Below are 19,264 nucleotides of genomic sequence, written 5' to 3'. Positions count from 1 at the left end.
ATATTACAGCATATCCCGCAGTCTGGCGCGTTGCAGCTTGCCGGCAGCGGTGCGGGGCAGGGCGGCGACGAAGCGCAGGCGGCGCGGGCGCTTGTAGGCCGCCAGGCGCTCCCGGCAGAAGGCCAGCACTTCGGCGGCCAGAGCCTCCGTCGGCGACCAGCCTGACGCCAGTACCACGAAGGCGACCGGGGCCTGCCCCCAGGTCGGGTCGGGGGCGCCTATGACGCCCGCCTCGGCCACCGCGGGATGGGCCAGCAACACCGCCTCGACCTCCGCCGGATAGACGTTTTCACCGCCGGAGATGATCAGGTCGCTGCGCCGGTCAACTACGTAGAGGAAGCCCTCAGAGTCGCGATAGCCCAGATCGCCGGTGCGCAGCCAGCCGTCCACGATGGCGGCGGCGCTGGCTTCGGGATGCCCGTGGTAGCCGGGGGTGACGGTGGGGCCGCGCACCCAGATCTCGCCCACCTCCTCGGGCGCGGCGTCGTGCCCTGCGGCGTTAACGATGCGCACCTCGGCAGGCAGTAACGGCTGGCCCACAGAGCCGGGCTTGCGCCGGGCGTCGGCGGGAGCCAGGGCAGCGACCTGAGAAGCGGCCTCGGTCAGGCCGTAGGTCGGCGCGACCGGCACGCCGCGGACGGCGCAGGCTTCGAGGAGCGGCCGGGGGGCGGGGCCGCCGCCGAGCAGCGCGCAGCGGAAATGTGGCGGGAAGGGCGTCGCGCCGCGCAGATCGAGCATGCGCTGGAGCATGACCGCCACCAGCGAGGCGATCGTCACGCCCTGGCGGTCAATCGCATCCAGGGCGGCGGCGGGGTCAAAGCGCTCGTGGAGCACCACCGGGATGCCGTAGATCGCCCCCCGCAGCACAATCGCCAGCCCGCCGACGTGGAACAGCGGCAGGACCGCCAGCCAGCGGTCATCGTCGCGCAGGCCCAGGTTAAGCGCCGATCCCATTGCGCTCCACCAGTGGTTGCCGATGGTTAGCACGGCGCCTTTGGGCCGGCCAGTGGTGCCGGAGGTGTAGATGATTGTATGCGGCGCGTCAAGGGCCAGGGCGCGCTCCGCTATCGAGGCGCCGGTGTCTGGCCCGGGATCGCCGAGGTCCTCAAGCGCCACCCGCGGCGCCGCGCCGAGACTGGCGGCGATGCCGGCGTGCTCGGCGTCGTGGAGCAGCAGGGTGGCCCCGCAATCGGCGAGCTGCCAGGCCAGTTCGGCAGGGGCCAGGCGGATGTTGAGGGGCGCCAGCACGGCCCCGCAACGGGGCGCGGCGTGGATCGCGGCCACATAAGCCGGGCCATTGCGCGCCAGCACCGCGACGCGGTCCCCGGCTTGCACACCCAGGTCGGCAAGGCGTGTGGCAAGATAAGTGGCCTGGCCATCAAGCTCGGCGAACGTCCACGTGCCGCCAGGGGTGATCAGCGCTGGACGATGGGGATGCAGCGCCGCGCGACGGGCCAGCCAGTCGGGGATGGTGGTCATGATCTATCTTGGTGACGAAACATCGTTCGCGGTCGCCCCCTCCCTGCCCCTTCTCCGGGGGAAGGAAATGAACTCCTCCCCCCAGCGGGGGAAGGTTGGGAGGGGGGGATGGCATATCATCGAAGGACTTGCCCGCTCCAACCTCATACAATCAACCCAACCGCCAGCAACGCGCCGAAGATCAGGTGCAGGCGGGCGGTGCCGCGCAGGGCCAGGTTGAGCACGCGACCTCGCTCGGTCCACACCATGCGCAGCAGAGGCAGGGCCAGTGGGAAGCTGAGCCACGGCAGTAGCACGAAGGGCGACGTGCCGTTCCACCACCAGATCACCGGCAACAACAGGTAGGCCGCGAGCACCAGGGTCAAGTACTCGACACGGGCAAAGCGCTCGCCGAAGATCACCGCCAGGGTGCGCTTGCCGGCCTTGCGGTCAGTCGGCGCGTCGCGCAGGTTGTTCACCACGATGATCGCCGTCACCAGCATCGCCACCGGCAGACTGACCAGGAACGCTGGCAGACGAAAGGCGCCGGTATGCAGATAGTCGGTGCCAACGACGGCGATGATGCCAAAGAAGACGAAGGTGAACAGATCGCCCAGGCCGTGGTAGCCCAGCGGAAATGGCCCGCCGGTGTAAAGAATGCCCGAGGCGATGGAAAGCACGCCGATCAGCAGGATGGGCCAGCCGCCGATGACGATCAGGTAGACGCCGCAGAGGGCGGCCAGGCCGAAGCACAGCAACATGGCGTTGCGCACCGTCGCCGGGGCGATGAGGCCGCTCTGGGTTACGCGGGTGGGGCCGAGGCGTTCGGGGGTATCGGCGCCCTTGAGGTGGTCGAAGTAATCGTTGGCGAGATTGGTGCCGATCTGAATGAGCAACGCCGCCAGCAGCGCCGCCACGAACGCCAGGGGCCGCAAGAAGCCGTCGGCGAAGGCCGTCGCCGATCCTGCCAGCACCGGCACGACCGCCGCCGGAAGCGTCGGCACGCGGATGGCCATCAACCAGCGTTTGAGCGGCCCCGGAGGGGCCGGCGTGGTGACCTTGGTCGTCATAACTCAGAGTATAGCACGGGGCGTAGGCGGAGGGATACCAGGTTTCCCCGGTGGGGGCAACCTGGAAGGTTGCCCCCATAGGCAGGGGTAACGGGGAAACCTGGTTCCCCTACATCAAGGAAAGCGCCGGAAGCGCCGGAAGTTGGGCTTGCGCTTTTCGAGGTAGGCCCGGTGCCCCTCCTGCGCCTCCTGGGTCAGGTAGTAGAGCAGGGTGGCGTCGCCAGCGAGCTGCTGCAGGCCGGCATGGCCATCGGCGGCGGCGTTGATCGCCGCCTTGAGCATGCGGATCGCCAGGGGGCTTTTCTCCAGGATCTCGCGGGCCCACTGCACCCCCTCGTCCTCCAGGCGCTCCAGGGGCACCACGGCGTTCACCAGTCCCATCTCCAGGGCCTGCTGGGCGTTGTACTGGCGGCAGAGGTACCAGATTTCGCGGGCCTTTTTGTCGCCAACCATGCGCGCCAGCAAGTTGGAGCCGTAGCCGCCGTCGAAACTGCCCACCCGCGGCCCGGTTTGCCCGAAGATGGCGTTGTCGGCGGCGATGGTCAGGTCGCACACGACATGGAGCACGTGACCTCCGCCGATGGCGTAACCCGCCACCAGGGCGATGACCGGCTTGGGAATAATCCGAATGAGGCGTTGCAGGTCAAGCACATTGAGCCGTGGGATGTCGTCCTGCCCGATGTAGCCGCCCTCGCCACGAACGGTCTGATCGCCGCCGGAGCAGAACGCCTTATCGCCGGCGCCAGTGAAGAGAATGACGCCGATGCGCTCGTCGTCGCGGGCGCGCGAGAAGGCATCGAGCAGTTCTTGCACCGTTTCGGGGCGAAAGGCGTTGCGCTTCTCCGGGCGGTTGATGGTGATTTTGGCGATCCCTTCGCCCGCCGCGTCGTGTTCGTAGATGATGTCGGTGTAGGTGCCCGCGCTGATCCACTCGATAGGCATATATGTGTTCCTTGCTCCAAATTCTAAACGTGCACGTGGGTAAACCCCCGTTTCCCCACGTGCACGTGGGTCCGCTGCGGATTCACCGCACCACTGCAGGGTGCAGAGAAGTTTGTGGGAGGGCGCAGCCCTCCCACCCCCTCCTGGCGGGCAGGTGGTTCACGCAAGGGCGCAACCCTCTGACCCTCTCCCGGTAGGCGCAGTGTGATACAATCAGCCTGGCCCGCCCCATGGCTCAGAGGAGGCTTCGGGAAGGCTACCCTCTCCCCAAAAATCTCTCTCCCCGGAGCGTGCAGCTTCGCCGCGGAAGTCTCAACCTACCGCATTCCCTGTCATGTATCCTACCACAACTTCCTGAAAGGCTTCAGGCTGCTCCAGGTGGACGGTGTGGCCGGCGCCGGGCACGATCACCTGGCGAGCCAGGGGCATAGCCGCCGCCATGCGCGCGCCGATGGCGACGTATTTTTCGTCGAGTTCGCCGCTGATGATCAGGGTCGGGACGCGCATCGCCGGCAGGTCGGCCCAGAGGCTGCGCTGGCGCCCCGCGCCCAGACCCCGCAGGCTGTTGGCGTACCCCGTGGCGCTCCCGCGCAACCGGCGCTCCCGCAGGGCAATGCGCGCGGCCTCCGGCAGGCGGGCCTGGCTGGCAAACAGGGGCAGGCTGGCCCAGTGGTCCACGAACCACTCCAGACCCTCCTGTTCGATGCGTGCGGCGAGGGCCTCGTCAGCGGCGGCGCGGGCGGCTCGCTCGGCAGGGTCCTCGATGCCCGGCGAGGCGCTTTCGAGGATCAGGGCGCGCACCCGCGCCGGGGCCGTCGCGGCGAGGTGCATGGCCACCCGCCCGCCCATCGAGTAGCCCAGAATATCGCAGGCAGCGTGGTCCAGATGGTCGAGCAGGGCCAGCAGCTCGGCAACGGTCCGCTCCATTGTGTAGCGGGAGGGATCGGCGGGGGCCGGTGCGCGCCCGTGGCCCGGCAGGTCCACGGCAATGACCTGGCGCAGCGGCGTCAGGGCGGGGATCAGTCCGGCCCACTCCTCGGCGCTGCCAGTAAAGCCGTGCAGCAGCAGCAGCGGCGGGCCGTGGCCGGTCAGCGTGTATGGCGGGAAGCCAGGCTGTTCTGTCGTTTCCGTTGGCATCCTGCGCTGAGACCAGCCTGTGGAGGCGTGGAGGCGTGGAGGTCTGGAGATGTGGAGACCGTTGCCCGATCTGATCGCCCATCCACAGCTCTACATTTCCACAGCTCTACACCTCCACACCTCCACAGAGCCAGTCCGTAGAGATTCCGAAGGCGTTAAGATGAGACTCGCTTCGGTAAGCAGGGTTGCGCCCCGCCCTACACGACCCCGGCGGCGCGCAGGGCCGCGCTGACCCTCGGCCAGATGGCGCGGTGGTCGGTCACGTTGCGCTCGCGGTCGGTGCGCACCTCGACCAGGTGCAGGCCGCTCCCCTCCAGGCCAGCGCGCACCGCGGCGCGGAAGGCGGGCCAGTCCCGCGCCAGGGTGTAGCGGGCGCCGTACAGCTCGGCAAGGGGCCGGAAGTCGAGGCCGTGGGGCGTGCCGAAGAGCAGTTCAAACCGGTCGCGCTCGCTGGCCTGCGGCAGGAAGGAGAAGATTCCCCCGCCGTCGTTGTTGATCAGCACGATGGTGGCGTTCAGGCTGTGAAGCCTGGCGGCAAGCAGGCCATTGGCGTCGTGGTAGAGCGAGAGGTCGCCCAGCGCCATCACCAGCGGCCCGGCGCCCCCGGCGACCGCCCCCAGGGCGCTGGAGACCAGTCCGTCAATACCGTTGGCTCCGCGGTTGCCGGCGATGGTCAGCGGGCGCGCGCTGGCGGGAAGGAAGGTGTCGCAGTCGCGCACGGGCATCGAGTTGCCCACGAAGAGCGTTGCGCCGGGGGGCAGGATCTCGGCCAGGTGGAAGAAGACTCCTGGCTCGCTGATGCGCTCCTCGGAGCCAAGGACGGCGGCGATGGCCTCGCGGGCGCTCCGGTCGGCGTCGCGCCAGGCTCGCGCCCAGGGCGTAAGCTCCGGTGCGGCGGGCAGGCGGGCGCTCAACTCGTGGCAGAGCCAGGTCGGGTCGCAGAACAGGTGCTCGGCGGCCAGGCTGGTCGGCTCGCGCCAGCCTGCACCCTCGTCCACGACGATCTGCCGGGCCGCGGGGTGGCGCTGGAGGAACTGCAGCACGGGCTTGGAGGTGGGCATGGCGCCGAAGCGCAGCGCCACCTCGGGGGCGTAGCGAGCGGCGAAGCCCTCGTCACGCAGGAAGGCGTCGTAGGCCGACAGGACGAGACGCTGGTCGTGGGGACCGTGGCGTACCCCGGAGAGAGGATCGGCCAGAATGGGCCAGCCGCGCCTGGCGGCGAGGCGAGCGACCGCGGGGGGCAGGTCCGGCGGGCAGCCGGGGCCACAGAGGATCAGACCCCTGGTCGCCAGGGCGAGCCGGTCAACCAGCGCGCCGAGGGCGGCCTCGGGCAGCAGCCGCGGGCCGGCCACCACGGTCGCTGCGGGGCGGGCCGCGCCGCCGCGCGCTTCGGCAGGGTCGCCCGGAGTCGCGGCCAGGCTGGTGGAACGGCTCTTGAACAGATCCTCCAGCACCGCGCGGTCGGGCACCAGCGGCTCGCGAAAGGGCAGGTTGAGGTGCACCGGGCCGGCGGGCGCCCCGCGAGCGGCGGCCAGGGCGCGGGCGGCCACGGCGCGGAGGTAGGGCAGCAGGGCGGGCGCCTCCTCGGGAACAGGCAGGTCGCTGAACCAGCGCGTCATCGTGCCGAAGAGCCGCACCTGGTCAATCGTCTGCGGCGCGCCGTTGTCGCGCAACTCGTGCGGACGGTCGGCAGTGAGGATGACGAGGGGCACGCGCGCCAGGTCGGCTTCGGCGACGGCGGGGTGGAAATTGGCCGCGGCCGTGCCGGAGGTGCAGACCAGGGCCACCGGCTCGTCGCGCTGGCGGGCCATGCCCATGGCGAAGAAGGCCGCCGAACGCTCGTCCAGGTGCATCCAGACGCGCGCGCCAGGGTGGCGGGCCACGGCCAGGGCCAGGGGGGCGCTGCGCGAGCCGGGGCAGACAACGAACTGGCTGGCCCCGCCGCGGACGAGCTCGTCAATCAGCGTGCCGACCCAGAGGGTCAGGGTGTGGATATGGTCGTTCATTACTGTGTCGGTTCGGCCCGGCGCCGCCTCGAGCGGTGAAGCCGGGGCCATAAGCCCCCTGGAATCTCTTTTGGAGAGGCTTCGCCCCTCCAAACCTCCTCGCCGAGGCGTCATCAACTATGGCAATCCAAAATCCAAAATCCCCAATCCAAAAAGCATTACCCCGCCCCCAGGGCGCCAAGGATGGCCCGCAGCTTGATCTCGGTCTCCTGCTCCTCGCGCAGCGGGTCGGAGGCGGCCACAATGCCGCAGCCAGCGAAAAGGGCGGCCTCGCGTTCGCCGATGAGGGCCGAGCGAATGGCCACAGCAAACTCGCCCTGCCCGCGGGCGTCAACCCAGCCGACTGGAGCGCCGTACCAGCCCCGGTCGAGGCCCTCACGGGCGCGGATCCAGGCCAGGGCGGCCTCGCGGGGCTGGCCGCCGAGGGCCGGGGTGGGATGGAGTCGCGCGACGAGGTCGAAAATAGTGTGCTCGCCACGAATGCGCCCGGTAACGGGCGTGAAGAGGTGCTGCACATTCCGCAGGCGCATCACCTCCGGTTCAGCGGCGGCGCGCACCTCGTCGCAGAGATCGGCCAGATTGGCGACGATGCGGCGCACCACCACGGCGTGCTCGTGGCGGTCCTTGGCGCTATCCAGGAGCGCACGGGCCAGGGCGTCGTCCTCCTCCGGGGTGGCGCCGCGGCGGATGGAGCCAGCGAGGGCGCTGGCGGCCACCGTGCCGTCTTTAAGGCCGACGAGCCGTTCGGGAGAAGCGCCGAGGAAGGTGCTGCCGCCGCGGGCCACGGCGAAGACGAAGGTCTCGGGGTAGTCGCGGCGCAGGACGTCGAGGGTGGCGGCGGGATTGAAAGGCCGTGCCGAACGCGCGCGCACCTCGCGCGCCAGCACGACCTTTTCAAGGCGCCCGGCGCGCAGGTCGTTCACGGCATCGGCGACCATGGCGCGCCAGGCGCCGGGGGGCAGGGCATCCTCCAGTTCGATGCCGCCGGGTACCCGCGGTGGACGCCAGGCGCGGCCAAGCAAGGCCCGCAGGCGGCGCGCCGCCGAGAGATGCAGGTCAATAGACGAAGTCTCGGGGCCAACCAGGCCGTTGACGGTAAGGCTGGCAGTATCGCCGACGCGGGCCAGAACCAGGCGCGGCAGCAGCAGCAGCCCGTCGGGATAGCCGGCCCAGAGTCCGGAAGCGGGGCGCTCGGGGTCGAAACTGAACCCTACGGCGGCCATCGGGCCGCTGAAGGGCAGCGCCGGATCGGCGGCGATGCAGGCCTCGGCGATCAGCTCGCGCCAGGCGGCGGCCACGGCAGCGAAGCGGTCGGAGCCACGGGCCTCGAAGCTCCAGGCGGCCCCCAGGCCGGTTACGGCCAGACCTACCGCGGGCGCGCTCCAGAAGAGCCGGTTGTGGGTAACGCCGAGGCCGCGGGCAAAGAGGGCCAGCGGGTCGCGGGGACGCACGCGCGTGGTTACGCTCACCAGCACGGGGCGCCCCAGTTGCCGGGCGCGCTGTCGGGCAATCTCGGCCTGTTCCTCCATCCGCGGCCGCTCGCGCAGGGCAGCGGTGGCGACGCTGACTCCAATCATAACCCGCGACCTACTCCGTCCGGCGCGGCGTGCCGGTGTCTCGGGGCCGCGCGTTGCGGCCCCTCTGTACTGGATTATACCCCAGGTGGGGAGCGGGAAATGAGAGGCGCGGGTCTGGCAGGGTGCGGGCAGCGCATTCCGTAGGAAAACGGAGGGCGGGCGTGGGCGAACTGTGGTACGTTAGCAGGGCGAGGGCGACGGCGCGTGGGCCTTGCCCTGCCGAACCGATCTAGAACCTGCTACCGTGCGGGGATGCACGCTATGAGATGGTTGTATCTCCTGGTCCTGACGCCTGTGCTGACCGCTGTCTGGGGTTGCAGCTTGCGCCTGCCCGGGCAAGGCAATCCCGCTCCGGGCGCTCCTGCGGATGCGCCGATCGTTCTTGCGAAAGCAACGGTTGCGGAGTTTCTCGTCCAACCTCCGCGGAAGATCATCCTGCAAGAACCCGTAGATGGATTTGAAGCGATCTGGCTCAACGAACGCCCCGTCGGAACGGGCTTTGAGAATAGCACTGCCACCTACAGCCGCAATGGCTGCCCTCTGGCGGGTCCCCCTATTCAATCTGGCGATACCATCAAGGTGCTCGGACATCTGAAAAACGGTGCGCTTATTGCGGATATTATCTGGCTCTTAGATATAGAAATAGCCACAACTGAGTGTGATGGCCCTGCTGCCGACTAAGAGCCTGTCCGAATACCTCCTAGCGGAGGGTCTGGGTTCTCAGGTGTAGGGTTTTCCGGCGCATGCTCGCGTCGCATGCGCCATCCGGGGCATCGGGACGTCCAACGCCCCCCTCTCCCGCGAGCGGGAGAGGGGGGCGGGGGGTGAGGATCGTAAGCGCTTGGGAATGCCAAAAACCGCTTCTCGCTCGAAAAACCCTGCACCTGAGAAGAGGGTTCGGAAGGGCGCGCCCTCTCCGCCGCAGCCTCAGAGGAGCATCAGGATCGTCTATCCCCCATCTCCGCCAGCATCGGCTCGGGCCACAGTGCTGCCAGCATCACCACCCCCGAGGCGGCGAAGATGCCCCCCAGGGCCATGGCAAGGGCGGCCGGCGTGGCCCCTGCGTCACGGGCCACGCCGGTCAGATAGGCCGACAGCGCAGTGGTGAAGGTCAGCGCCGCGTACTCGGTGGCAAAGACGCGCCCGAGGAGGCGATCGGGCACTTGCGATTGCAGCAGCGTCGTGCTGAAGACCCACTGGATGCTGCCGCCAATGTGCGCGAAGAGGACGCATAGCGCGGCCAGCGGCAGGGTGGTTACAAAGCCGAGGGACAGGTAACCCGCGGCGCTGATGAAAAACGCCGTGGCGACCGAGCGCCGCAGGAAGCGCTGCCCCGAGCCACCGAGACGCAGCGCCAGAAACGGCCCGATGCCCGTTCCCACTCCGCGCGCGGCGTAGAGCAACCCGATGCTCACCGCCCCATCGCGGCCCAGCGGCGCAATCTCGCGGCCGTACAGCGTCAGCAGCAGCAGCACCCCGCCCCCCAGGCTCCAGATGGCCTTGCTGAAGGTCAGCCACCCGATCTCAGGGCGCGTCAGCACGTAACGAAGACCCTCCCGAAACTCGCTCAGCGCACCTCGCGCGCCCGTTGGCGGGCGCGGCGCTATCGGTCGGGTCCCGTCGAACGGATCGGGAGCGCGAGTCCGGGGGACGCGCACCGTGGCGATCAGCACCGCCGAGAGCAGGAACGAGACCGCGTCGAGGAGGAAGGCCGCCCGCACTCCCAGGGTGCCTGCCACAACGCCGCCCAGGGCCGCGCCCAGGGCCAGCATGGCCGACCAGGTTGCTCCGCTGATGGCGTTGGCCGCCGCCAGTTCCTCGCGGCTGCATATTCCTGGCAGGATGGCCGAGCGCGCCGGTTCAAAAAAGGCCGTGAGCGACACCTTTGCCACGACCGCCAGATACAACAGCCACAGATCCTCGGGGCCGCTGACCAGGAGCAGCAGCATTACCGTGACTGCTCGCCCCAGATCGCTGGCAATCAGCACCAGTTTGCGTGGCAGCCGGTCAACGATCACCCCGGCGAAAGGGCCAACCGCCGCGCCGGGCAAGAACTCGGCCAGGAACAGCAATCCTACCGCCTGCCCCGAGCCGGTGAGATTGAGGGTGAGTGTAAACAGCGCAACACTATCGAGCCAGTCGCCGATCTGGCTGACCACCTGACCGTACCACAGGCGCCGGTAGTTGCGGTTCGCGCGCAGAACCCGCAGGTAGCCAGCCATAGTGTGATTGCGGATTTTAGATTTTAGATTTGGATCGGAAGCCACGCAGGTGTACCATGTCCAGACTGCAATCCAAAATCCCAAATCCAAAATCTAAAATCTATCGCGATCGCGCGACTTCATGGCCCGCTCGATGTCGCGTTGCGCCTCGCGCCGGGCGATGTCTTCACGGCGGTCGTAGGCCTTCTTCCCCCGCGCCACGCCGAGTTCGACCTTGGCGCGCCGGCCCTTGAAGTAGATCTTGAGCGGCACCAGCGTCAACCCCTTCTGGCGCACCAGCCCGTCGAGGCGGCTGATCTCGCGGCGGTGCAGCAGCAGCTTGCGCGGGCGCAGCGGATCGTGGTTGAAGTACTTCCCCGACTGTTCATAGGGCGAAATGTGGGCGTCGTACAGGAAGACCTCGTTATTGTGCACCCTGGCATAGCTCCCGCGCAGGTTGACGCGTCCGGCGCGCACCGACTTGATCTCGCTGCCGGTCAGCGCGATCCCGGCCTCGTAGGTCTCTTCGATATCATAATCGTGGCGCGCCTTACGGTTCTCCGCCACCACGCGCGGAGGGGCCTGCTTCGTACTCATCGTGATGTCTGAAAACAGGCGAGTGGAGGGCGATGCCCTCCACTCGAACGGATCGCTTCTGCATATTATAGCAAACTATACCCGCCTGTATGCAACGAGCCGACCCCGCAAACCATTACACACAGGGCCGCGCGGCGAACCTGCGCCTCACAGCAACGCCCCCACATACTGCTGGCGCAGCTGGTTCTGGTGGCGGAAGAACACGGTCACCAGCGACGAGGTGATAACGATGAACAGCGAGTACAGCACAGGGATCAGAGCAATCTCATTGGCCAGATCGCCCTGGAAGCTGAGCAACACGATCGAGAGCGCCAGCGGGCCATTCTGAATGCCGGTCTCCAGCGCCACAGTCGTCGCCCGGCGGAAGCCCAGCCCCGCCCCCTGGCTCACCAGGAAGCCGAAGAAGAAGCCAATCACGCCGACACCCACCGCAGCGGCGTAGACCTGCCAGGGGGTCGTGGCCAGCAGCGGGGCGTTGCGCGGCACCCACAGAGCAATCAGCGCCAGGATGATCACCACGCCGAGAATGCCGCCCAGCAGTTCGAGCAACGCGCCGACGTTGGCATTGTGCCGGCGAATAAACATCCCGATCACCACCGGGATAAGCATAATCACCAGGCCGAGGATCACACTGCTCATGCCCACGCTGATCTCGCTGGTCATGAAACGGCTGCCGTAGACGAAGATCCACAGCGGGGCCATAACAAAGGCGGCCAGGGTCGAAAAGGTGGTCATCGTCACGCTGAGGGCCAGATCGCCCTTGGCGAAGTAGGTGAAGATGTTGGAGGTCGAACCTCCCGGCATGCAGGAAATAATGATCAGGCCAATGGCGATAGCCGGGGGCAGTTGCAGAGCCACTGCCAGGCTGAAGCCGATCGCCGGCATGAGCAGGTACTGCGAGGCAAAGCCGATCAGGATGGCCTGCGGGCGCTTGAAGGCGCGGAAGAAGTCGCGCCAGGTGAGCGAGGCGCCCATGCCGAGCATAATCACCCCGATCATCAGCGCCAGGAGCAGTTGTTCGGTCTGGCTAACCATTGGCGACTCCTTCCTGCTGGCATACCGTCAGCGACTCAGCCCGCAACTCGCGGCGCAGCACCTTGCCCACGGCGCTCTTCGGCAACTCGGCGCGCAATTCGACCGCCTTCGGCACCTTGTAGGGGGCCAGGTGCTGCTTGCAATGCTCGCGCACCTGCTCGGCGGTCAGGCTCGCGCCGGGCTTCGCCACCACGAAGGCTTTGACCATCTCGCCCGTTCTGGCGTCGGGCAAGCCGATCACGGCCACTTCGGAGACGCCGGGGCAGGCGGCGATGCAGTCCTCGACCTCATTAGGGTACACGTTAAAGCCGCTGACAATAATCATGTCCTTCTTGCGATCAACGATGCGCAGGTAGCCATCAGCGTCCATCGTGGCAATGTCGCCGGTGAGAAGCCAGCCGTCGCGGATCACCTTCGCCGTCTCTTCGGGGCGCTGCCAGTAACCCTGCATCACCTGCGGGCCACGAACAGACAGTTCGCCCGGCTCGCCGGGCGGAACCGGTTTGCCGAAGCTGTCGAGCAGACACACCTCGGTGCCGAGCAGCGGCAGGCCGATGCTGCCGGGCCGGTTGGCATCAAAGGGGTTGAGCGTCACCACCGGGGAGCACTCGGTGAGGCCATAGCCCTCGATCACCGGCGTGCCGGTCACGCGCTGCCAGCGCTCGGCCACAGCGGCATGCAGCGCCGTGCCGCCAGCGATGCTGCCACGCAGCTTCGGCGGGGGATGGTCGGCGAACCACTCTTCGTTCAGCAGGCCATTGAAGAGGGTATTCACACCGGGGATCCAGGTGACCGGGTAGTTCTCAATGGCGCGCTGGAGGTTCGAGAGCGGACGGGGGTTGGCTACCAGAATGTTGCGCGCTCCGGCCTGGAAGAAGTAGAGCAGATTGGTGGTGAAGGCGAAGATGTGATACAGCGGCAACACAGCCAGCGGGCACTCGGCGCCGTGGGTCACATAAGCCGCCACGCGCTCCTCGATCTGCGCCACGTTGGCCAGCAGGTTGCCGTGCGAGAGCATCGCTCCCTTGCTCACGCCGGTGGTGCCGCCGGTGTACTGCAACACTGCCAGGTCTTCGGGGGTTGTGGCCGCGGTGTAGGCCGCGACGTCAATCCTGCGCTCCTGGAGATGGCGCGCGCCGCGAGCAAGGGCCTCGCGGAAGGAGATCGTCGGCGCGGTGCAGCGGGGGATCAGACGGTTCCAGTACTTGATGACATTGTAAGCCACGAAACCCGGCAGGGCGGGGAAGCGGTCCGTGAGGCGCACAAGCACCACGTGTTCGATGCCGGTTTGCTCCAGCACCGGAGCGATCTTGTCGCCGAAGAGATCCACGATCACCAGCACACGCGCGCCGCTGTCGTTGAACTGGTGGATCATCTCCGCCGGGGTGTAGAGCGGATTAGTGTTGACCAGCACGCACCCGGCCTTGAGCACGCCAAAGGCGCAGATAGGATAGGCCAGGCTGTTGGGCAACTGAATGGCCACCCGGTCGCCGGCGGCCAGGCCCAGCTCCTCGCGCAAAAAGGCCGCGAAGCGGTCGGCGTCGCGGCGCACCTCGGCAAAACTGAGATTGCCAAACATGCCGTTCGGCAGCACGGCGGTGAAGGCGTGCTGCCGAGCGTAGCGTTCGCAGGTCCGATCAACCATGTCGGGAAGATGGCGGTAGGGCAGGGAAACGGGCGTTCCGGCTGGCGCAACCCTGGGAGCGGCAGTTCTGGCTGCCACTCGCTGATCAAGATCGAGAGTGGTCATACGCCTCCAACTCGCTTCATCGAGAGCCTGCGAATCACGACCGCAATGCGACAGCAGATGGCGAGCATCTCACCTGCTGCACAGGGCTTGAGCAACTATAGCACCGGGTTTTGCACAGCTTCCAGGGGAGAACTCCCTATCCGGGGAGGGATACGGAGGAGGGTTTTTCCCTTATCGTTCCAGCCCCAGGCCGAGCAAGACGGCCTCTTCGCGGGCGCGCATGGCCGCCGCGTCATCGGGGCTGCGTTCGTGGTCGTAGCCCAGCAGGTGCAGCGCGCCGTGAACCGCGAGATAGGCCAGTTCTCGAGCCGGGGGATGCCCGTACTCCGCGGCCTGCGCCAGCACCCGCTCCAGGGAGATGGCGATATCCCCCAGGTAACGGGGACCTTCCGGCTGGCTGACGAAGGGACCCGTGGCGCCATCGTCGCCAAACGAGAGCACATCGGTGGGCGCGTCAACGCCCCGATAGTCGCGGTTAAGCGCGTGCAGCCGGGCGTCATCGGCGATGAGCACACCCACCTCCACCGGGCCTGCTACGCCCTCGGCGCGGAGCGTTTCGCGCACGGCGCGCTCCACCAGGCTCGCGTCGAGGCCGTGAGAAGCCAGATGCGCCTCCAGGTCAGCTTCGATGGTTACTTCGATCACATACTCCGTCATCGGTACACCTCTACGCTGAGTCGAATGTGTCTGAATAGCCGGTCGAAGTAGCGCAAAGGGCTTCAAAAACCCATCCTCTGCGTGCTCTGCGGGAAATCCGGGCGCTTACGGGGTACGGAGACATCTTTTGCCCCCACCCTGCCTGATAGGAGAGTCTGAGGGGCGCGGCCATCTCGCTTACGCCCCCGTATTGCGCAGTATCGTCTGCACCTGGAGGAGCACGTCGCGCTCGCGCTCGAACGAGACGCGCCGGATAGCCTCGTCGAGGGGGAACCAGCGCGCATCGTCCACCTCGGCCTCCTGAGGCTGCAATTCGCCTTGTTCGTAGCGCATTAGAAACAGGTCCACATATTTGTGGACCCGGGAGGGACCGGCGCGGAACCAGTATTCGATAGTCGCCAGGTGGCGCACAATCGCCCCGTGCAAGCCGGTCTCTTCCGCCACTTCACGCACCGCAGCGGCCTCGGCCGTCTCACCGCGATTCACGTGGCCCTTGGGCAAACCCCAGCGCCCGCCCCGGTCGGTGGCAATCAGGGCGACCTCGATCCGGTCGGCGACGACGCGAAATATGACGCCGCCAGCGGAGTAGGCGGTGCGATGGGCGCCAGACCGGTTGGAACGTGACGACATTGGCCTCAGGCGCGCTTGAGCAAGCGCCCAGCGCGCATATCCCAGTAGTTGTTAATGGCGTAGAGAATGCGCTGCCGCGCCACGTCCACATGCTCCCAGCCCACCGGCTCGACCCGTGTGCCTTCGAGGTCTTTGTAGACCGTAAAGAAGTGTTCAACCTCTTTCAAATAGTGCGGGGGCAGATCGGTGTAGTCCGTAAAATTGGCAAAGAACGGGTCATACTGGAGCACGGCGAGGATCTTGTCATCGTGCTCGCCCTTATCGAGCATACGGAACAGGCCGACAGGGCGCGCCTCAACGATACAGCCCGTGAACGTAGGCAGGTTGGTCATCACCAGAACGTCCAGCGGGTCGCCGTCGTCATAGTAGGTCTGGGGGATAAAGCCATAGTCGCCTGGATACTGCACCGCCGAGTAGAGCACGCGATCAAGCTTGAAGGCGCCGATCGTTTTATCAAACTCGTACTTGTTGCGCGAACCCTTGGGGATTTCGACGACGGTATGGATCACATCGGGGACGCTTGGCCCGGGTTCCAGATCGTGCCAGTAGTTCTGCATTGCCGGCCTTTCTGCGTGTGCCTGACGCTCTGTGGACGCTTCATTATAGCATGCAACCGAAATGATGACGGGTGTCTCGGAGTTGTCGCCACGGCTGTTGCGACGTCGTTGGGGGTTGTCTGGGCGCGTATTCGCCCAGACCAGCGCAAAATGACTGTAGCGGGCGGCTATGCCGCCCCAATCCCCCGCCGGAGGCGGACGTTGCAACGGCCAAAGCGTGGCAATCGGTCTCTACGATGGAGCCCCAATCCCCCGCTGGAGGCGGACGTTGCAACAGCCCCGGGGTTTTCGCGCTGCGGGCGGTGGGCAACCCGCCCCTGCCTGGGGACCGCCGGGCGTCCGGCCTGCCTCAACGGGCGGTAAGAAGCCCGAAAGCGATAGCCTGCTCCAGCGGCCAGCGTTCCGGCGTGGTGAGGTAGATCGTCGCCACTGCTCCATCGGAGCTGAGACGCAGGGCTCCCGCGCGGGGCGCGCCGCCGGGGTCGGCCCCGGTGATCAGGTGCACGGTCGAACCATCGGGGAGCGACAGCCGCTCACCGGAACGGGCGCCGGGCGCCAGCAGCTCCGGGAACATGGCCGTCACCTCTCCGGGAGGGCCGCCGGCTCGCAACCGGGCAGCCAGGCGTTCGCTCTGGGGGCCATCGGCGATCAGATAGTCCGCCGCAATGGCGCGCCCTGTCCAGCCTGCCGGCACGGCCAGGGAAACTCCCGCTTCACCTCGTGCCAGTGCCGGTAACGCCGGCAACCAGAGCAATGGCGATCCAAACTCGACATCGGTCGCCAGGCGCCTCTCCGGCTCGCTTCCCGGACGCCAGCGCCAGATTTCGCCGCGGCGATTGTCTGGGAACTGCGGCTCATCGGCGCTCAGCCCCGGCGACCATCCCGCGGGCAGGATCACCGCCAGCAGCGCGCCGTCGGGCGCCCAGGCCGCCGCCGTGGCCCACTTCTGACTGCCCGCCTCCGTCGCGAAGAGCGTCACCGTCGCGAAGGGCAGTTCCATAACCTTTTCGCCGCCGAGGCGCAACGCGCTGGTGGACCAGACATCGTACCCTGTGAAACCACGCGCGTCACTGTAGTTGTCCTCGGTAACCGCCAGGCGCGCGCCGTCGGGAGCGTAGCGAGGCGGCGCCGCCCAGCCCGCGCCAACAGTTACGGGACGAGGCTGCCGCCGGTAGGAACTGGTTGTTTCGGTCAGATTGACGTCTACCAGGGCGTGGTAACCCACGAAGCGCTGGTAGGCCACCTGCTTCCCATTGGGCGACCAGGTGGGGGCGTAGACCACCAGCCCATCGGTTTCCCCGCTTCCACCGGCGCGGGCCGCGTCCCAGCCATTCGCGCCCTGCCGGTTGACGATCTGGATGCTATTGACCGCGCCGCGAAAAGCAAATCCGGGAGCGGGCGCGGTTGGCGGCGTCGCAAAGGCGATCCGCCGGCCATCGGGCGCGAAGGCCGGTTCGCACCCCCGCCCCAGGGTCTGCTCCTTGCCGGTCGGCAGGTCAAGCCTCCGCACCTCGGCCGTGGCACACCAGACGCTCCAGGTCTCCCACTCGGGGAGCGCGGGAGGCAGGGTAGGCGCCGCGGCGTACACCAGGGCGGTCCCATCGGGCGCCCAGCTCAGCCCGCTCTCGGCCAGGGTGTTCTTCGTTACCTGGCGCAGCCCGGCGCCATCGCGCTGCAGCACCCAGATCTCCACCCCGTCGCCCGTTCCCCGCGTGACGGCGATCAGGTGCCCATCAGGCGTGGCGCTAAACGAGCGCACCCTGTCGGCGAGGATCCGCTCGTCGCCACGGGCGCTATCGAGAGCCACCAACGCGCCGTTCCGCAGAAAGAGGATCTCCTCGCCGATCTGGCTAGCCTCAGGCGCGGCAGTGGGAAGAACCGTGATGGCAGGCGCAGGCAATGCCGTTGGCACAAGCGTAGGCGAAGGCGCCGCCGGCGCGCCCGTAGCGGTCGCCAGCGGCGTCGGGGCGCTGGTGGCGGTCGCCGGGAGGGGCGTTGGCGTCATCGAGGGTGAGGGCGTGGCGCTCGGACCGGCGGATTGGCCCGCGCAGCCGGCCAGAGCGAGCGCCACGACCAGCGCCAGGACGGGGAAAACGATCCGGGTGTGCATAGGGGGCCTCCGCGAAGGGAAATGAGCGTCATGACCAGTGACGCGAACGCGCTCTAACAGCGCATGCGCCTCTGTTACATAGACGTTCGCGGAGGCGAAATTCGCACTGACATCCCGCTGAGGGGCGGATGAAGCCATCCGTGTGGCGCTGGAACGGTTCTTCAGCCGTTTCGCCGGGTGTTGAGCTTCCTCGATGTGGAGCCTCACTGCCCTGGCCGGGTGACCAGACGTTCCGCAGGCACGAGGATCTTTATCTGCCGGGCCTCGTCAGCCCGGGTGCGGAGCTGATCAACGAAGGGCAGGAACTTCTCGACAAAGGCCTGCTGTCCGGCCTGAGTCTGAAGCAGATCGCTACTGGCCAGAGGGCGCACCTCGGCTGGCTCGACCACCTCGATGATGTGCCAGCCGAACTGGGACTGTACCAGACGTCGCTCGCCACGGGCCATGCTGAACACCGCCTGATCAAACGGTTCGACGAACAGGCCGCGGGGCGCCCAGCCCAGATCGCCGCCGTTGATGCGTGATCCTTCATCGTCGGAATGCTCGGCGGCGAGGGCGGCGAAATCGGCCCCCTGGTCAAGGCGGGCCATCAGGCCCTCGGCCTCGACCCGCGCGGCTTCCACAGCAGCGGTATCCGTCAATGTATCAGTGGCAATAAGGATATGGCGGGCGCGGACCTGCTCCAGGGGCGTATGGCGCAGGATCATCGCCTCCACCACCTGGTCGCGTTCCAGCAGGCGGCGGAGTTCCTGGAGATCGCCGATCTTCTGTTGTTTGAGAAACGCCTCGAACTGGGCATCATCGCCGTTGGCCTGCGTTTCCTTGATCCGCTCGATCTGTTCGCTCACCACAGTCTCATCGGCGCTGATGCCTTCTTCTGCGGCTGCCTGCACGATCAACTCGATCTGGATCAACTGCTCGAGCACTTCCTGCGGATCGCTGCCCGGCTGATAGAAGCGCACGAAGTCGCCGCGGTAGATGGCCGCCTCGCCGACGGTGGCGATCACCTCCTTGCTGTCGCCTTCAATCGCCACGGGCAGCGGCAAGGCGGTAGGCGCGCCCGCCTGCATCGTGGCCAGCGCGGGGGGCATCTGGTCAATCTCGCGCAGGGGGCCGGAGGGCAGGATCAGCCCGAGGCCGACGCCGATCGCGGCCAGCAGCAACACCAGGCCGATGATGACCGGCCAGCGCGGGCGCCCGCCGGGATCCTTCTCTTCCAGTTCCGCGTTATCGTCGGTCGCGGTCTCTACGGATGCCGCATCGGAGTCGTTGGGATCAGGAAAAGCATCGTCATCGGCGCGCATATCGCGCTCGTTGGTCTGGTCGTCAGTCACCGGGGATCTCCTTGCCTGGGGGAGTGCGGAATGTACATCGTAATGTCGTCAGTCTACCACAGGTTTCTCTCAGGTGAGAATAGCCCATCGGGTGGTACGTGTTCAGAGTTGGGGCAACCCCGCAGACCTCGGAGCGAGGGCGTCGCGCCCTCGTCAGGATTCGAGGGCAAGATGCCCTCGCTCCCAGGAGCAGCGTGAACACG

Annotated in this window: 16 protein-coding genes; 1 reads left to right on the top strand and 15 read right to left on the bottom strand. The window is 67.2% G+C overall.

The features are described 5' to 3' along the window. Nucleotides 1-3: 3 nt before the first annotated feature. From NZU74_17655 to NZU74_17630, 6 genes are all read right to left on the bottom strand, one after another. Complete coding sequence (locus NZU74_17655; GenBank protein ID MCS6883161.1) at nt 4-1,479, bottom strand: o-succinylbenzoate--CoA ligase; 1,476 nt, start codon at nt 1,477-1,479, stop codon at nt 4-6. A gap of 143 nt (nt 1,480-1,622) precedes the next feature. Continuing rightward, nucleotides 1,623-2,528 carry a 1,4-dihydroxy-2-naphthoate polyprenyltransferase gene (locus NZU74_17650; protein MCS6883160.1) on the bottom strand — a complete coding sequence of 302 codons (906 nt, stop codon included), beginning with the start codon at nt 2,526-2,528 and terminating at the stop codon, nt 1,623-1,625. Between the two features lie 114 nt (nt 2,529-2,642). Then, nucleotides 2,643-3,470, bottom strand: a complete 828-nt coding sequence (menB, locus tag NZU74_17645) for a 1,4-dihydroxy-2-naphthoyl-CoA synthase (protein ID MCS6883159.1) — start codon at nt 3,468-3,470, stop codon at nt 2,643-2,645. Between the two features lie 312 nt (nt 3,471-3,782). Continuing rightward, nucleotides 3,783-4,607 (bottom strand): 2-succinyl-6-hydroxy-2,4-cyclohexadiene-1-carboxylate synthase, encoded by an 825-nt coding sequence (gene menH, locus NZU74_17640; protein MCS6883158.1) that lies wholly within the window; start codon nt 4,605-4,607, stop codon nt 3,783-3,785. Nucleotides 4,608-4,804: 197 nt separating this feature from the next. Then, nucleotides 4,805-6,613: a 2-succinyl-5-enolpyruvyl-6-hydroxy-3-cyclohexene-1-carboxylic-acid synthase gene (menD, locus tag NZU74_17635; GenBank protein MCS6883157.1), complete on the bottom strand. Its 1,809-nt coding sequence runs from the start codon at nt 6,611-6,613 to the stop codon at nt 4,805-4,807. 158 nt (nt 6,614-6,771) lie between these two features. Beyond that, on the bottom strand, nt 6,772-8,190 hold the full coding sequence (locus NZU74_17630) for an isochorismate synthase (GenBank protein ID MCS6883156.1): 1,419 nt from the start codon (nt 8,188-8,190) through the stop codon (nt 6,772-6,774). Nucleotides 8,191-8,451: 261 nt separating this feature from the next. Between NZU74_17630 and NZU74_17625 the strand changes: the two genes are divergently transcribed. Beyond that, entirely contained in the window at nt 8,452-8,871 is a 420-nt protein-coding gene (locus NZU74_17625) for a hypothetical protein (GenBank protein ID MCS6883155.1), read from the top strand. Nucleotides 8,872-9,128: 257 nt separating this feature from the next. Here the strand turns inward: NZU74_17625 and NZU74_17620 are convergent, their stop codons facing one another. From NZU74_17620 to NZU74_17580, 9 genes are all read right to left on the bottom strand, one after another. Beyond that, nucleotides 9,129-10,412, bottom strand: a complete 1,284-nt coding sequence (locus tag NZU74_17620; protein ID MCS6883154.1) for an MFS transporter — start codon at nt 10,410-10,412, stop codon at nt 9,129-9,131. A 93-nt stretch (nt 10,413-10,505) separates the two neighbouring features. Then, nucleotides 10,506-10,988 carry an SsrA-binding protein SmpB gene (smpB, locus tag NZU74_17615; protein ID MCS6883153.1) on the bottom strand — a complete coding sequence of 161 codons (483 nt, stop codon included), beginning with the start codon at nt 10,986-10,988 and terminating at the stop codon, nt 10,506-10,508. A 147-nt stretch (nt 10,989-11,135) separates the two neighbouring features. Continuing rightward, entirely contained in the window at nt 11,136-12,023 is an 888-nt protein-coding gene (locus tag NZU74_17610) for a bile acid:sodium symporter family protein (GenBank protein ID MCS6883152.1), read from the bottom strand. Next, nucleotides 12,016-13,773 carry an AMP-binding protein gene (locus tag NZU74_17605; GenBank protein ID MCS6883151.1) on the bottom strand — a complete coding sequence of 586 codons (1,758 nt, stop codon included), beginning with the start codon at nt 13,771-13,773 and terminating at the stop codon, nt 12,016-12,018. The genes NZU74_17610 and NZU74_17605 overlap by 8 nt, the downstream gene beginning before the upstream one ends. A gap of 171 nt (nt 13,774-13,944) precedes the next feature. Further along, a complete protein-coding gene (ybeY, locus tag NZU74_17600; protein ID MCS6883150.1) occupies nt 13,945-14,430 on the bottom strand; it encodes an rRNA maturation RNase YbeY in 486 nt (161 codons plus the stop codon). Between the two features lie 177 nt (nt 14,431-14,607). Next, nucleotides 14,608-15,060, bottom strand: a complete 453-nt coding sequence (locus tag NZU74_17595) for an NUDIX hydrolase (protein ID MCS6883149.1) — start codon at nt 15,058-15,060, stop codon at nt 14,608-14,610. Nucleotides 15,061-15,065: 5 nt separating this feature from the next. Beyond that, complete coding sequence (locus tag NZU74_17590) at nt 15,066-15,617, bottom strand: inorganic diphosphatase (protein MCS6883148.1); 552 nt, start codon at nt 15,615-15,617, stop codon at nt 15,066-15,068. Nucleotides 15,618-15,966: 349 nt separating this feature from the next. Continuing rightward, nucleotides 15,967-17,727 (bottom strand): hypothetical protein, encoded by a 1,761-nt coding sequence (locus NZU74_17585; GenBank protein MCS6883147.1) that lies wholly within the window; start codon nt 17,725-17,727, stop codon nt 15,967-15,969. Nucleotides 17,728-17,930: 203 nt separating this feature from the next. After that, nucleotides 17,931-19,061 carry a peptidylprolyl isomerase gene (locus tag NZU74_17580; GenBank protein MCS6883146.1) on the bottom strand — a complete coding sequence of 377 codons (1,131 nt, stop codon included), beginning with the start codon at nt 19,059-19,061 and terminating at the stop codon, nt 17,931-17,933. Nucleotides 19,062-19,264 lie beyond the last annotated feature (203 nt).

Source organism: Chloroflexaceae bacterium (assembly GCA_025057155.1).
Lineage (GTDB): Bacteria > Chloroflexota > Chloroflexia > Chloroflexales > Chloroflexaceae > JACAEO01.
This window is presented reverse-complemented; position numbering and strand designations above follow the sequence as displayed.

Coding starts and splice junctions, on each gene's coding strand:
- smpB (MCS6883153.1), bottom strand. CDS start 10,988: ATGAGTACGAAGCAGGCCCCTCCGCGCGTGGTGGCGGAGAACCGTAAG.
- ybeY (MCS6883150.1), bottom strand. CDS start 14,430: ATGACGGAGTATGTGATCGAAGTAACCATCGAAGCTGACCTGGAGGCG.
- NZU74_17610 (MCS6883152.1), bottom strand. CDS start 12,023: ATGGTTAGCCAGACCGAACAACTGCTCCTGGCGCTGATGATCGGGGTG.
- NZU74_17625 (MCS6883155.1), top strand. CDS start 8,452: ATGAGATGGTTGTATCTCCTGGTCCTGACGCCTGTGCTGACCGCTGTC.
- menD (MCS6883157.1), bottom strand. CDS start 6,613: ATGAACGACCATATCCACACCCTGACCCTCTGGGTCGGCACGCTGATT.
- NZU74_17585 (MCS6883147.1), bottom strand. CDS start 17,727: ATGCACACCCGGATCGTTTTCCCCGTCCTGGCGCTGGTCGTGGCGCTC.
- menH (MCS6883158.1), bottom strand. CDS start 4,607: ATGCCAACGGAAACGACAGAACAGCCTGGCTTCCCGCCATACACGCTG.
- NZU74_17630 (MCS6883156.1), bottom strand. CDS start 8,190: ATGATTGGAGTCAGCGTCGCCACCGCTGCCCTGCGCGAGCGGCCGCGG.
- NZU74_17595 (MCS6883149.1), bottom strand. CDS start 15,060: ATGTCGTCACGTTCCAACCGGTCTGGCGCCCATCGCACCGCCTACTCC.
- NZU74_17620 (MCS6883154.1), bottom strand. CDS start 10,412: ATGGCTGGCTACCTGCGGGTTCTGCGCGCGAACCGCAACTACCGGCGC.
- NZU74_17590 (MCS6883148.1), bottom strand. CDS start 15,617: ATGCAGAACTACTGGCACGATCTGGAACCCGGGCCAAGCGTCCCCGAT.
- NZU74_17655 (MCS6883161.1), bottom strand. CDS start 1,479: ATGACCACCATCCCCGACTGGCTGGCCCGTCGCGCGGCGCTGCATCCC.
- menB (MCS6883159.1), bottom strand. CDS start 3,470: ATGCCTATCGAGTGGATCAGCGCGGGCACCTACACCGACATCATCTAC.
- NZU74_17605 (MCS6883151.1), bottom strand. CDS start 13,773: ATGACCACTCTCGATCTTGATCAGCGAGTGGCAGCCAGAACTGCCGCT.
- NZU74_17650 (MCS6883160.1), bottom strand. CDS start 2,528: ATGACGACCAAGGTCACCACGCCGGCCCCTCCGGGGCCGCTCAAACGC.